At 55.3% G+C, this 12635-nt stretch carries 12 protein-coding genes and 1 tRNA gene; 4 read left to right on the top strand and 9 right to left on the bottom strand.

From position 1 onward, the window contains the following. Window positions 1-26: 26 nt before the first annotated feature. The 3 genes from CA54_RS29065 to CA54_RS00515 form a co-directional block, all read right to left on the bottom strand. Window positions 27-3575: a DUF1553 domain-containing protein gene (locus CA54_RS29065; protein ID WP_197532094.1), complete on the bottom strand. Its 3549-nt coding sequence runs from the start codon at window positions 3573-3575 to the stop codon at window positions 27-29. Window positions 3576-3780: 205 nt separating this feature from the next. Further along, on the bottom strand, window positions 3781-4191 hold the full coding sequence (locus CA54_RS00520) for a KOW motif-containing protein (protein WP_146368932.1): 411 nt from the start codon (window positions 4189-4191) through the stop codon (window positions 3781-3783). 79 nt (window positions 4192-4270) lie between these two features. Further along, window positions 4271-4852 (bottom strand): hypothetical protein, encoded by a 582-nt coding sequence (locus tag CA54_RS00515; protein ID WP_146368931.1) that lies wholly within the window; start codon window positions 4850-4852, stop codon window positions 4271-4273. Window positions 4853-4977: 125 nt separating this feature from the next. Here CA54_RS00515 and CA54_RS00510 point away from each other — a divergent pair, with 125 nt between their 5' ends. Together CA54_RS00510 and CA54_RS00505 are read left to right on the top strand one after the other, a co-directional pair. Then, entirely contained in the window at window positions 4978-5280 is a 303-nt protein-coding gene (locus CA54_RS00510; protein ID WP_146368930.1) for a DUF167 domain-containing protein, read from the top strand. Between the two features lie 68 nt (window positions 5281-5348). After that, window positions 5349-6119 carry an SDR family NAD(P)-dependent oxidoreductase gene (locus CA54_RS00505; RefSeq protein ID WP_146368929.1) on the top strand — a complete coding sequence of 257 codons (771 nt, stop codon included), beginning with the start codon at window positions 5349-5351 and terminating at the stop codon, window positions 6117-6119. 57 nt (window positions 6120-6176) lie between these two features. Here the strand turns inward: CA54_RS00505 and truD are convergent, their stop codons facing one another. Next, window positions 6177-7220, bottom strand: a complete 1044-nt coding sequence (gene truD / locus CA54_RS00500) for a tRNA pseudouridine(13) synthase TruD (RefSeq protein ID WP_197532093.1) — start codon at window positions 7218-7220, stop codon at window positions 6177-6179. Between the two features lie 94 nt (window positions 7221-7314). On the opposite strand from truD, the gene CA54_RS00495 reads away from it, so the two are divergent. Both CA54_RS00495 and CA54_RS00490 read left to right on the top strand, forming a co-directional pair. Next, window positions 7315-7387, top strand: a tRNA-Glu gene (locus CA54_RS00495). A gap of 138 nt (window positions 7388-7525) precedes the next feature. Then, entirely contained in the window at window positions 7526-8047 is a 522-nt protein-coding gene (locus CA54_RS00490) for a hypothetical protein (protein ID WP_146368927.1), read from the top strand. A 64-nt stretch (window positions 8048-8111) separates the two neighbouring features. On the opposite strand, the gene CA54_RS00485 is transcribed toward CA54_RS00490, so the two are convergent. The 5 genes from CA54_RS00485 to CA54_RS00465 form a co-directional block, all read right to left on the bottom strand. Further along, a complete protein-coding gene (locus CA54_RS00485) occupies window positions 8112-8957 on the bottom strand; it encodes a LolA family protein (protein WP_146368926.1) in 846 nt (281 codons plus the stop codon). Continuing rightward, on the bottom strand, window positions 8954-9484 hold the full coding sequence (locus CA54_RS00480) for an RNA polymerase sigma factor (RefSeq protein ID WP_146368925.1): 531 nt from the start codon (window positions 9482-9484) through the stop codon (window positions 8954-8956). The genes CA54_RS00485 and CA54_RS00480 overlap by 4 nt, the downstream gene beginning before the upstream one ends. Window positions 9485-9781: 297 nt before the next feature. Continuing rightward, window positions 9782-10435: a hypothetical protein gene (locus tag CA54_RS00475; protein WP_146368924.1), complete on the bottom strand. Its 654-nt coding sequence runs from the start codon at window positions 10433-10435 to the stop codon at window positions 9782-9784. 200 nt (window positions 10436-10635) lie between these two features. Next, window positions 10636-11103, bottom strand: coding sequence for a hypothetical protein (locus CA54_RS00470; protein WP_146368923.1), 468 nt, complete (start codon window positions 11101-11103; stop codon window positions 10636-10638). Beyond that, the gene (locus tag CA54_RS00465; RefSeq protein ID WP_146368922.1) at window positions 11093-12505 is read right to left on the bottom strand and encodes a neutral/alkaline non-lysosomal ceramidase N-terminal domain-containing protein; all 1413 of its coding nucleotides are present in this window, start codon (window positions 12503-12505) and stop codon (window positions 11093-11095) included. The genes CA54_RS00470 and CA54_RS00465 overlap by 11 nt, the downstream gene beginning before the upstream one ends. Between the last annotated feature and the right edge of the window lie 130 nt (window positions 12506-12635).

Here is a 12635-nt window from a genome sequence, read left to right as displayed (position 1 = left end):
AGGCTGAGGGCGCGTGTGGTTTTGGATCAGCCTTTGGTGAGCGTTTCATTGAGGTTCAGGATTGTGTTGGCGATGATCGTCCAGGCGGCGAGTTGGGCGGGGTTGAGCTGGGGCTTCCGCGGAGCTTCGCCGACTGATAGAAGTTTTTCCGCCGCTTCACTGTCTTGCTGATACGTGGCCAATTGTTCGTTATAGAGATCTAGGAAAAGTTGGGCTTCGTCCTTGTTGGGGTGCCGTGCGGTGGCGGCGCGGAAGGCGAATTCGATTCGCGACTTGGCGTCTGTCCCCCCTTCAGTCATGATCCGCTCGGCGAATTTCCGGGCCGCTTCGACGTATTGTTCGTCGTTGAGCAGCACCAGCGCTTGCAACGGTGTGTTGGTTCGCGCGCGGCGGACGGTGCACGATTCGCGGGACGGAGCATCGAAGGTGATCATCGATGGTGGCGGGGCTGTTCGTTTCCAAAAAATGTACAAGCTCCGGCGATACAATTTGTCGCCATTGTCGCGGACAAAGTTCACCGTGTTACTTCCCGAATAGCCGACCGCTTTCCAAATGCCGGCTGGTTGATAGGGGCGGACGCTTTTGCCGCCGACTTTTTCGACGATTGTGCCGCTCAGGAATAACGCATTGTCACGCAGCATTTCGGCGTCGAGGCGGAATCGCGGTCCGCGGGCCAACAACCGGTTTTGCGGATCGTGGGCGTGCGACTCGGGGGTGATATTTGATGATTGGCGGTAAGTGCCGGACATCACAATTAACTTCTGCATCCGTTTGACATCCCAACCCGTCCCAATGAACTCGGTGGCGAGCCAATCGAGCAACCGCGGATGGGAGGGCCATTCGCCTTGCGAGCCGAAGTCTTCGGCCGTTTTGACGATACCGGTGCCGAAGAAATGTTGCCAATAGCGATTGACCGTGACCCGCGCGGTGAGCGGATGCTCGGGGGCAACCAACCATTGCGCCAAGGCCAGCCTGTTTTTGGGGGCGTTTTCCGGCAGCGGCGGCATTGAGGCGGGGACACCCATTTCGACCTTTTCGCCTGGTTTGGTGTATTCGCCTCGCTCGAGAACAAAACAATCCCGCGGTTCGTCGCGGTCTTTCATGATCATTGTGGCGGGAATGGCATCGACGAGCGTTTTGCGTTCTTGGTTCAACTTCGCCAGTTCGTCGCTCAATTGTTGCCACTCAGGCGAAGAATTGCGACGGAAGTAGTCGCGCAGTTGTTTCTTTTCGTCATCGCTACGACTCTCAGCGGACTTCGCCAATATGGGGGTAATTTGTAGGACTTCGGAGTTGGCGTTTTCGATGGTCTTGTCGAAGTAGAATTCGTGCCGCGATCCGTAGTTGACGACTTTAAGCAGGATTTCGTTTTTGCCTTGTTTCAGGTCGACTGTGACGCGTTCTTGGTCGGGGGCGACGGTGCGTTGGACATCATGGGCTAAGACTTCCTGACCGTTGACCCACATCTTGATCCCATCGTCGCTGCCGAGTCGGAAGGTCGCGCGGCGGGGTGACGGTGCATCGATGGTGCGGTACAGGTAGGTCGCGCAGTTGGTCCCCTCAAGCCGGTGGGATTTCCCGTCTTTGAATTTAGGGCGGCTGGCCCAGGCGATTTTGTCCTCGTTATATTTCGCTGTCAGGTCGACTGCGGATTCAGGGGGGTAAGCCGTCTCGAAGGCTGCCTTGCCGCTTTCAGCTTCAAAGGGTCCAGCCAAATGCCAGTCCTCGACCTTGGCGGGCAGGACCGCGCCATCGTCGGTGATGGAGAGACGGAAGCGTCCGATGGCATGGTTGTCCCACTTCGATTGTTGCTTCAATTTGATTTTGAGAATCGTGCCGCCTGCGAAACCGAACGGTTCAGTCGGCAGGAAAAAGGCGGTGCGGTCTTCGTGCCGCTTGCCGCCATCGACCGCCCAGCCATTGTCGTCGCCGAAGTCGCCATCGATTGCCTTGGCAATGAAATATTTGCCATCGGCCTGCGAAAAGTCGGCCAGAGCCTTGGCGAATTTAATCGGTTGGAATTTTTCCGGATCGCTGACCGGCGCGATCTCGGCTTCGAATTCGGTGAGCAGAAAGTTTCCGTTGCCCGCGCGGCCGGGACCGTTGTCGGCCAAACTCTCATGAGTCAATGCTTCCAAACGTATCGCGGTGATCCCTGGTGTCTCGATTTGCGTGATGATTTCGTAGTCATCTTTAGCGGGGTTCTCGCCGCTGGCTAAGACGGATGAGTCCTCTAATGAGCTCAGTGTTGAACCGCCGGATGAGGTGAATTGTTGCGGGTTCAACATCTGCCAACGGTCGCGGAGTTGTTCGCTCCACTCGGTTTCCCAGACGGTTTGAGCGGAATCGACTTCGGGCAGCGGACCGTCGACCAACGCTTTTTTCTCAGCAATCGCCGCATCCAACTCCGTTTGCCGCGCCATTTGATCCGGTGTGGGAACCTTCATAACCGGCGGCGGCAACAGGGCGTTGCCATCCATCGGGTTTTCGTCGATGTTGTTGTAATAAGCGAAGAGTTGATAGAACTCTTTTTGCGTGAATGGATCGAATTTGTGATCGTGACAAACCGCGCAGCCCAGTGTCATGCCCATCCAGACTGTTGAAAGTGTTTCCACCCGATCGACGGCGTAGCGAACGCGGTATTCCTCGGCAATCGATCCCCCTTCGCTGGTGGTGACGTTGCAGCGGTTGAAACCGGTGGCGATCTTTTGCGACATCGTCGCTTCAGGGAGCAAATCGCCGGCGAGTTGTTCGACGGTGAATTGGTCAAACGGCATGTTGTCATTGAAGGCGTTGATGACCCAATCGCGATAGGGCCACAGCGATCGTTCGTTGTCGAGATGCAAACCGTGGGTATCGCCATACCGCGCCGCATCGAGCCAAAACCGGCCTAAGTGTTCACCGTAGCGGGGCGACGCTAATAACCGGTCGACGACTTTCTCATAGGCGTTCGGCGAATCATCAGCGAGAAACGCATCGAGTTCGGCAATTGTGGGTGGTAGACCCGTCAGGTCAAAGGTGACGCGACGGATCAGCGTCTCCTTGGCGGCTTCGGGAGCGGGGGTGAGTCCTTCGGTTTCCAGTCGGGCGACGACGAAGTTGTCGATTGGGTTTTTGACTGCTGCTTGGTGTTCGACAGCGGGAACGGCCGGTTGTTGGGGCGCATCGAACGACCAATGGCCCCGCCACTCGGCGCCTTGGTCGATCCATTTTTTGATGGATTCAATTTGTTCCGGCTTGAGTTGTTTGGCAAAGTCCTCCGGCGGCATCTGCAGGGCGGGGTCTTTCGAGGAGATGCGTTGGAAGAGTTGACTTTCGCTGCTCTTGCCGGGAACGATCGCGAATTCACCGTCACTAAGTTCACCGAATGCCCCCTCTTGGGTGTCCAGCCGCCAATCGGTCTGCCGCTGATTGCCATCGGGTCCGTGGCATTCAAAGCAGATATTGGAAAAGACCGACCGCACGTCGCGATTGAAATCGACCTCGGGTTCGGCAGCCGAGAGATCGGTGGCTGCTAGCAAGCCAGTACAGGCGGCGAGAACAAACCAAATTCCGGGGCGAGGGATTGTGTGCATGGTCGTATCCAAAAAAATGCTCAGCAGATGGAGTACTACGCGATATCGGCCAGCCGATCAGGCAACGGAGGGCATTTTGGGCGGGTGACTGCGGCTAGTCATTCCGCCTGCGCAGTCGATCGACCGTGGTATTTATTATAAACGGCGGCTGGGGAGATGTGAACTGCGAGCGGGAAATATCAGGGGGTAATTGCCCCATAGCTAGTCATATGAGCTTCGAGCACCAACCTTGCTTTTCACATTGATAGGCCTGAACCGTAACCGGCTCTTGGTTGCCTTCCAAGACAATGTCGACTGGTCCGGAATATTTTCGATTGTGTCTTTTCAGGACGATCCCAGTCCGATTTTCAAATTCGCCATCGATTATGCGGACCGAGTTTCCAGGTCGTAGCAAAGTCAGATAATACTCGATGCCAAGCATGATCCCCGCCAACAATGCGAGTGCCGACCAAAAAAATAACGGCCACAGTACTACGTGAAGTGCAACTCTTGTCACCGCTTCCATGGTGGACGCGTCATTAGGAAGTTCTCGGTAAGCGACTAATCCACCAATGACAGCCATCTGACCGAGGGCGATCAACATTATCCAGATGAGCAGTGGATGTTGGCTTCGCATGAGGTTCTTTGTTCAACAAATGCGTAGTAGTTTAAATTCCGTGCGTAGGATTCTATTGAACGTGCGCATCAGAGAGACCTCATTTTTTGTCATTTGTTTTCTCTGCCTGTTGATCTTCCCAGCGTCCAGCAAAACCGTTGTTGCTCCATGCACGCAATTTCTCAAGAATTAGGAAGTCGTTACGTTCCCGCATGACCTTAGGTGTTGTGAGTGAAACGAAAAGTCGTTTGGCCTCCAGTGGTTGCGGGAAGTGCTGATAGATTTCTATTTGCTCATCGGGCGTCAGACGCCAGACCACGCGACCGGGGCGATTTTCGTTGTCGCCGGCTCCTCGTGCCACGCCCAAAGCATCGACGTTTTGTGATGTTGGATTTGCTGCCCAAAGATGTTCATGCGTCGCCGCCACGTGCTTAGCGTACCATCGGGAACAGGAGGTTTCGCGGAATGTGCTGGTTAATTGTCCCAGCGGTGAGGTGACGTCCGTCCGCTCAAGCCGGCAGATGGCGCACGTATGCCGGTGACGCTGCCATGCCGATGTGCTCAGGAGCATCGCCGTTAAAATCACCAGCACGATGGCCCATTCGGTGATCGTAAGGAAGCACCAGCGCAGCTCGCGTGGTTTGGAGTCCGACGCTCCGGTGTCAAATGGTGGATCATTCATGTTTGCGGGACCAGTTATTTACACTTAAATTCTAACAATGCGTTCCGCAGTCTGTCACATTTTTTTACAAATAAGAGCGCGGCTCATCCGCGCATCGCCACCGCTGCTTTGGTACGATATTCCACATGATCGACATCGAACCAACCACCGACGGCGTGCTGCTTCCTGTGCGTGCGCAAGCCGGCGCGCGGAAGAATGGCGTGGTGGGGGTGCATGATGGGCGGTTGAAGGTGGCAGTCACGCTGGCGCCGGAAAAAGGGAAGGCGAATGGGGCCATTCAAAAGGTGTTGGCAAAGGCGCTGGGACTGAAGAAATCGCAGGTTGAATTGGTGGTGGGGCCGACCTCGTCCCAAAAAAAATTCCGCATCACCGGCGTCACTGCCGACGCATTGCGAGAACGGATTGCCTCCCTATTGGCTGAAATCTAAAACTCCCAAACCGACGGCTTTGCCCTCGCACACAGTATTCATAATCACAAAAACTAAGGATCAACAGCATGGGACGACTGGACGGGAAAACGGCTATTGTCACTGGCGGGGGAGCGGGGATCGGGCGGGCGACGTCTGAACGATTCGCTGCCGAAGGGGCGAACGTGATCATTGCGGAAATCAACGAAACCAACGGTGCGGAAACGGCCGAAGCAATCACGGCCAATGGCGGACATTGCCGTTTCGTGCCGACTGACGTGACGCAAGAAGAGTCGATCAAAAACATGGTCGCCCAAACGATCACAACATTCGGGCAGATCGACATCGTCGTGAACAACGCCGCCGTGTTTGTGTTGCATGGTATCGAAGCCACTGTCGAACAGTGGCATCAATCCTTGGATACCAACGTGATCGGTACGGCGTTGGTCTCGAAATATGCCGTTGAGGAGATGCGAAAATCCGGCGGTGGGTCGATCATCAATCTCGGCTCGATTTCCAGTTTTCTGGGCCAGCCGAATTTTGTGACGTATAACGCAACCAAGGCGGCGATCGCCACAATGACCCGCTGCATGGCGCTCGATCTGGCTGACGATGGGATTCGTGTGAATGCCGTTTGTCCGGGGACGATTTGGACGCAGATCGTGGAGCGGCTGACCTCTGAAGCGGGTATGGACCGCGCTGCTGCGGACGCTGATCCGGACTGGGGTGGCTCCTGTTTTCTGAAACGGATTGCCGATCCGAGCGAAGTGGCGGCGGCGATTTTGTTTTTTGCTTCGGATGATGCGTCGTATTGTACGGGGGCGCATTTGATGGTCGATGGGGGGTATTCGGCACAGTGAAAAAAAGAGGTTGCGCGCACAGTCGCTCCGCGTCTTTGCGTGAGGCTTTTTTCGTCTTTAGGGTTGAGGTTCGGTTTTCATGAACTCGCGCAGCAGTGTGGTGGCGTAGACGCCTGCGGGGAGTGTGAATTGGAAGCGGAGGCCGTTCGTGCTGGGGTCGACGCGCAGGTCTTCCGGGCGGATCAGGTACGGTCTTCGCGTGCCGGTGGTTAGCTTGGGGAATCGGGTGAAGGCGGATTCGTCGAGTCCGAATTGGTTGAGTACTTGCAATTCGCGATCACGGGCAGCGCCGGTGGGCTGTCGCATTTTGGGGCCGAACATGGGGCCGGTGAGGGCGATTTCTCCGGCGTCGAGTCGGGGTTGTTCGGCAGCGACATCTTCCACGACGAACGGCCCGCGCGACTCGACCACTTGCATCACATCGCCCGGCAGCACGCGGTGTAGCAAATCGTCGTGCATTCGTTGTATGAGCGCCGCGTTGAACAGTTCAGCTTGAGCGGCCGAGAGGGCCAGTTTGAGTAGGAACTTGCGTTTTTTATACGGAATGTCACCGGCCCGTTTTTCGCCGCTGAGCAATTCAAAGCCGAGTTGCGAGGTTTCGCCCGCGCGGCCGAAACGTTGCTCCCCGAAATAATTAGGGAACCCCCAACGGCCGATTTGCTTAGCGATCGACTGTGCCTGCTCGGTTGCAGCCTCGTCGACGTCACGGACCAGGACCGCAAAGCGGTTGCCGCGGAGTTGTCCGGTGCGGAGTTTGTTGCCGTGCAAAGTCGACTGGAGAACGTGAATGTCGTCGGTCTCGATATCGGCAATTTTGTCGGCGGCGCGGGCGGGGACGGAGACGTATTGTCGCGTGACGGCTTGTTTGTCTTTCATGCCGGCAACGCCGATGTCGCCGTTGGAGATACCGAGTGTGCGGGCGATGTGTCGCGACAGTTCTGGAGCGGCAATGCCCCGTTTTTCGATCCACAAAAACAGATGTTCCCCCGTCCCGCTCGGGAGGTAAGCGGGGATTTCCTCGACGTCAAAGTCCTCGGGCTGCTGTTTGAGGCTGCCCCCTATTCCCGGGCAATCAGCGGTTAAAAACGGCAAATTCGACAAAATATCCCCTTATATACCCTGAGTCGGCCGCAGCGACGGGCAGCGGTCGAGCGGTTTGACATGTCCGTATTGATCCGCTAATAATGGGCGTTTCGCCCCGTTCGTCTAGAGGCCTAGGATACCGGGTTCTCAGTCCGGTGACACGGGTTCAAATCCCGTACGGGGTATTTTGTTGGGGGTTGTCTGAGCAATCCACAAAAAACAACGGCACCAGCGAGCATTGGCTGGTGCCGTTGTTTTTTTAGGTGGCTGTGATTTATTGAGGCGAAAGAGAAACATTCTCAAAGTTGCGGAGATTGATGAAGATGTCAGCGCCACCGTTTGTCATCATTCAGCGCATCCGCTCTGAGTGGACTAAGGAATCGCGCGGAGGTGAAGGAGCACGGCGACGCAACGCTGTACCACAGGCTTTGCCGTTGCCAGAGAGCTGCTTTACGGATCGTTTCGCGCACCAGACCGTTCGTTTTCTGGAACGGGAAGAATTCCGACGCCCGGAGCGTGATTCGATAGCCATTGGTGACTCGTGGACGGACATGGCGTGCAGTGATTTAGAAATCACTGTGGTAACTGAGGGGCTCCAGGTGCGATTGGTAACCGACGCCAGGAACGCAGCCTCGGGAGACGTGCAGACATTCCGTGCATTCACGCTTGTCCCCGGTACTTGGGGGCAACTGATTTATAATGCTCGCTACGTTCACGTTTACACAGGCATCTGGACGTATGAGCGTAGCGTCTTGAACATCGGGTATCTGAAAGCCGTCCAACCCAAGCGCTTTACGTCGTCATCGCCCAATGAGACTTTTTCGAGAATGCTGCGACTGCATTAGCTGTTGTTCCAGTCCTTCAGAGCCCGTCTTGCTGGCCACTGTAACGAATGGCAAGTGTTTTTACCTATTGAGCGGCCTTGTTGATGGTCGTTACTTTGTAGCCCTCTGGTGCGGTGAGGGAAAAAAGGGAGTCATCCAATTCCTCATTCCACACAAATCCATCGAGCATTGCTCGTCGTTTGCCCATCCGTTGTTCGATTGTGATCGGTAAGCCGGTTTTCACGTCGACCCAGACTTCAATTTCCCATTTTCTACCGGCGGGCCCTATCTCATGTGCAAGAAAGCCTTCGGCTTTCTGCTTGTCTATTTCTTTCTTGCCCAGCATGTTCACATTTTCTTGGCGGAGTTTTTTGAGCAATTCTACAACCTCGTCGATTGGCTGTTTCTTCTGCTGAGGATTGTCCAGGATAATCGTCGCCCTATTCTTAGCAGGCTGCAGCGTTATGGCGATGCCTTTGTTCATGTGGTTAATGCGAATATCCCCGGTCGAGTCTGTTGTTCTCATCCGACTCCCTTTGATTGACCGCTCGATGACCCTCACCAACGGTTTTCCCTTGTCCTTGGGATTAGGCTGGGAGGTCTCGGCCCGAAAGCTGAGCGTCTGCGTTTTTTTCACGTTTTCAATTACGTCCGCCAATGCGATCGCTTTGCCGTTTCCAGAGACAAAGGCAAGTACAAAGGCAATGATCAATACGGCCGTGGCTGCGAAACTAGTTCTCTTAATCATGGTCCAATTCCTTGAGGCTGGAAGAATAGGGGCATCGGTGACTGGTCGGTTTTCTAGCATGCTTACGACAGCATCTACCAAATCACGTGGAGGTCCGTCGGGCACAGAAGTTTTACGCAGGGCAGTTGTGGCCTTGTTTAACAAGTCATCCTGTTCCGCATTGGGGGTTAGCTCAGTGTTCATGGTTGGCCACCTTTCGAACTAGCGCAATCCGTTTCGGATCGTTCCCATAGGTTTCGCAATCGCTTGCGGGCTTTGTGGAGCAATACTCCGACGGAATTGGTGGTCAGCCCTAGCTCGTCGGCGATTTCGTCATAGCTCAGTTCGTCAATCAACCGCAGACAGAACACAGCTGCCTCTCGCGGCGGGAGATGACGAAGCAAATCTCGCAGCTTCTCGGCTAACTCCGCGGTCTCGGCGGATTGCTGAGGATCAATCGCGTCATCCGGAATTGAGCTGCAATCAAAGCGCTGCACCGAGCCCGCTCGGTCGACTCCACGTTGTCGCAGTCGGTCAATTGCCCGCGCTGCGGCAAGTTTACGCAACAGAGCGGGCCAGTGGTTGACTTGACCCTTTTCTGCAACACCCAGAGCCGACAAAAATGTTTCCTGGAAACAGTCAGCCGCATCGCTTTCATTTCCGAGAATTCGGTACGCCGTTTTCCAGACGATGGGGCCGAATTGTTCAACGATCGCACGCCAGTCGGTCATGTACGTGGGCGTCCCTTACTAGGCCCTTCACTGATGTATTGAAGAAGTCTCAAAGCGGAGACCTCAGTGACCTAGTCGAACGACTGCGGTGATTTATTACCTATGCGTGCGCAGGATTCCTGTATTTTCGGAAATTCATCGAACTAACACAGCGTCGGCGAGGACTTGGTACTCGAAGGGGACCGGTTCTAGCCACAAAGGGGTGCTGTGCGGCCCGGCGGCCGTGTAATACAACGCCCACTGTCTAAGCACCGTCTCGGCCCCTACGAGTTGTGTGAATGAGTGCGGAGTCGATGGTTATTGTTGTGTGCGGCGGATGAGGTCGACTTCTTTTCGCATTTTCATCAGCTCGTTCTCCAGGGTGGCGACGCGCCAGCGAAGTTGGGTGGTGGGGTCACCGGACTGTGCTGCTTTGCCGGCAGCGGTGTCGAGTTGGGCCAAGGTGACATAGGCTTGAAGTTCTTTGAGCCGTTGTGAGGGGACCGTTCCGGGGTTGTCTTTATTGAGTGTCTGGGCATTGGCCAGTTCGGTTTGAGCAGCCTGCAATCGTTGTTCTGCTAAGGACAAGATCGCTGCGGTGCGGTCGAAACGTCCGCTGAGTTTTTCTTGTTTCAGAAGCTTTTGCCAGATTTGTACAGACCCGCGGTATTGGGCAAGCTGTTCGTCTGAAAACGTACGCGCCGATTCGCTGTTCATGTGCTCGGCATAGGCCAACTGAGCTTCGGCCAACTGCAGGTAGACCTGCGCGTAACTCGCAGCGGACGATTTTTTCCCAGCAGGAGGATCTGCCGCATCGCTGGATCGCCAGTTCGTTCCAACCACAAATGCACCGGCTGTAAGGCAGGCGACAAGAACCGGCAAGCGTGCAGTGCGGGTCAAGCGTGAGAATCGCGAGACGCTGGAATCAGTAATCGCGTTCGTCGTGGATGCGTGTGGGGTCCGGTCGGCCATGCTGCTAGCTCCTGTCAATGAATGATTGGCGAGTCTCAAAAATCTCAATCGGCGTGCCGAAGGGTTGGGTGTTCTATACACAATCTGAGCGCGTAGGCCAAGAGGGATGGGTAGTGGTGGAGACGTCATGTTTTCTTTGGGGGGTTGAAGAACTCGCGCAACGGCATTGAGGCAGTTAGTACTGCTAATCGTTTTCTCTACTAATTCTTCCGCGCTACCTGCACCCAGCGGGTTTTGATGACCTTGAACTTTTCCAGGTCGTTGGGAATCCTCCAATGAATCTGCTTCGCAGTTTTGGACGGCTCTTTGGTGGCAACCAGTTGGCCATCGGCAAATGACTCAGGTTGAAAATAATATGCTTGATCGGCTGACTCAAATACCCGCCGGTCTTGCGTATCGATGATCAACATGCGTTGTCTTCGTAGGATGATGCAATATGCGCAAAATTGAGGAACTGCTAAATAGCGTGAATCGTCCGACCAAATAAAACTCGGATTGCATGCTTTGAGTTCCAGGCCACCTGATAAACGCAGTAATCCATAGGTGGGATTGCTCATCGAAACTTCGTAGGCAGGATCAATCTCGGCGACCATACGGCCGTCCGGTGAAGTTGAACGGTGCGCCCGCCTCCAGATGGGTAGATTGTATGGCCATTCTCTATCGCTCATTTGCCCGTTCCCCACCCAACTCCCGCAATAACCCGATCGCGGCATCGACCATCTTCTCGCCACTGCCGGTTTGTACGCGGGAGTTCACTGTTTCGTAGCTGCCTTCGGCGAAGGCTTTTTGGGTGGGGATGTAGCCGGGGGCGTCGTTGGTGAGTTCGATGACCAACGTCGTTTTGAAGGGCGAGGCGTGTTTGATCGCCATGCCGAATTCGACGAAAACTTCGCCCGGAAGTGTGACGATGGCGACGTCTTTGCTCAAGCGGAAGGCTTGAATTTCTAACGGAATCGTGTCGCCGCCGCGGAGGGCCAGGGCAGCAATTTTGTAGGTTTCAACCCGCTTGAGAAAAGGGACTTTGCCGTCGGCGACGCTGTCCATCGCTTTTGCGGAAGCTTGGGTTTGATCGGCGGTGTATTTTTGTAGCGGAGCGTGGTAGACGGTTTGGCGTACGGCAAGTTCGGGGGCTTTGATGGGGGTCAGTGATTTGAGGCCTTGGCTGACTGATTCAGAGAGCAGTCCGCCAATTTCGGGAGCGGTGCGGCGTTTGGGGGCGGTGACGTCGACGTGATTGATGTCACCACAGGTGCCGGCGCCGAACAGGGAGAGAAAGTCTTCGCCGTATTCTGCTTGCAGTTTGTCCTGCAGATGTTTGGGGTAGTCGCCGGAATATTTCGTGCCGCCCACCGTGTCCAGATGCAGCGCGAACGATACGACTGCGGCGAACGGTTTTTTCTCGCCCGGCTTGGCGAAGCTGATCAATCCGACTTCGGGGTCGATAGGGCCTGCGGCGCGGATGATGTTGGGGTTTTTGTAACCGGGGTTAAAACGGACGGAGCCGTTTTTCATGTGAAAGCGTCGGTTGAAGGAGAGTCGTTTTTCCTGGGCATAGCCGGCAGCCAAGTCGACAGGCTGCAGCGCCGCTTGTGCCTGTTTGATGGCGGCGGCGAGTTTCTCGACGAGCTGCGTGGGATAGTCGACGGTCTCGTAGATGTCTCGGCCCTGGTCTTCAATTGTCTTTTTATGAAAGTGCGCGCGGAGCGCGCCGAAGTAGAGCGGGCCGGTGTGAGAGTGCGTGGCGGCAATGGCAATGTGAGCGACGGGGATACCGGTTTGCTGCGCAGCCAGTTCCCGGGTGCGCGAGGAAACGTCGTGTGAGATGCCGACCATGTCGACAAAGACGAGTGCCGCTGACGTGTCACCCTGTCGGAAAACGACAACTTTGGCATAAAGCGGATCGAGAATGCCGGTACTGAGCCGCTCGCGGAAATATCCGCTCATGCGGTACGGGACCGGCGGCGTGACGTCGACTACGGCAATGCCCGCGGTGAGTGGCTCGGCAGAAGCAGCGGCAGGCAGCAGAGTGACGAGCAGAGTGGCGAACAAGAAAAAGTGACGTAGGGGCATGATGTTCCTCGTGCTGGCAATCCGTACAAGTAGTTTCAAAACCCTCTGGCGCGTCACACAAACACTTGCATTATAGAATCCTGAACAAGCGCAACCGGGTTTTTAAACTGGTTCTAGGAACCGTCCATTC

Source organism: Symmachiella macrocystis (genome assembly GCF_007860075.1).
Lineage (GTDB): Bacteria > Planctomycetota > Planctomycetia > Planctomycetales > Planctomycetaceae > Symmachiella > Symmachiella macrocystis.
The sequence above is the reverse complement of the archived record's forward strand: the minus strand, read 5'-3'. Positions and strand labels throughout refer to the sequence as shown.

Coding starts and splice junctions, on each gene's coding strand:
- CA54_RS29065 (WP_197532094.1), bottom strand. CDS start 3,575: ATGCACACAATCCCTCGCCCCGGAATTTGGTTTGTTCTCGCCGCCTGT.
- CA54_RS00520 (WP_146368932.1), bottom strand. CDS start 4,191: ATGCGAAGCCAACATCCACTGCTCATCTGGATAATGTTGATCGCCCTC.
- CA54_RS00515 (WP_146368931.1), bottom strand. CDS start 4,852: ATGAATGATCCACCATTTGACACCGGAGCGTCGGACTCCAAACCACGC.
- CA54_RS00510 (WP_146368930.1), top strand. CDS start 4,978: ATGATCGACATCGAACCAACCACCGACGGCGTGCTGCTTCCTGTGCGT.
- CA54_RS00505 (WP_146368929.1), top strand. CDS start 5,349: ATGGGACGACTGGACGGGAAAACGGCTATTGTCACTGGCGGGGGAGCG.
- CA54_RS00490 (WP_146368927.1), top strand. CDS start 7,526: ATGTCAGCGCCACCGTTTGTCATCATTCAGCGCATCCGCTCTGAGTGG.
- CA54_RS00485 (WP_146368926.1), bottom strand. CDS start 8,957: ATGAACACTGAGCTAACCCCCAATGCGGAACAGGATGACTTGTTAAAC.
- CA54_RS00480 (WP_146368925.1), bottom strand. CDS start 9,484: ATGACCGACTGGCGTGCGATCGTTGAACAATTCGGCCCCATCGTCTGG.
- CA54_RS00475 (WP_146368924.1), bottom strand. CDS start 10,435: ATGGCCGACCGGACCCCACACGCATCCACGACGAACGCGATTACTGAT.
- CA54_RS00470 (WP_146368923.1), bottom strand. CDS start 11,103: ATGAGCGATAGAGAATGGCCATACAATCTACCCATCTGGAGGCGGGCG.
- CA54_RS00465 (WP_146368922.1), bottom strand. CDS start 12,505: ATGCCCCTACGTCACTTTTTCTTGTTCGCCACTCTGCTCGTCACTCTG.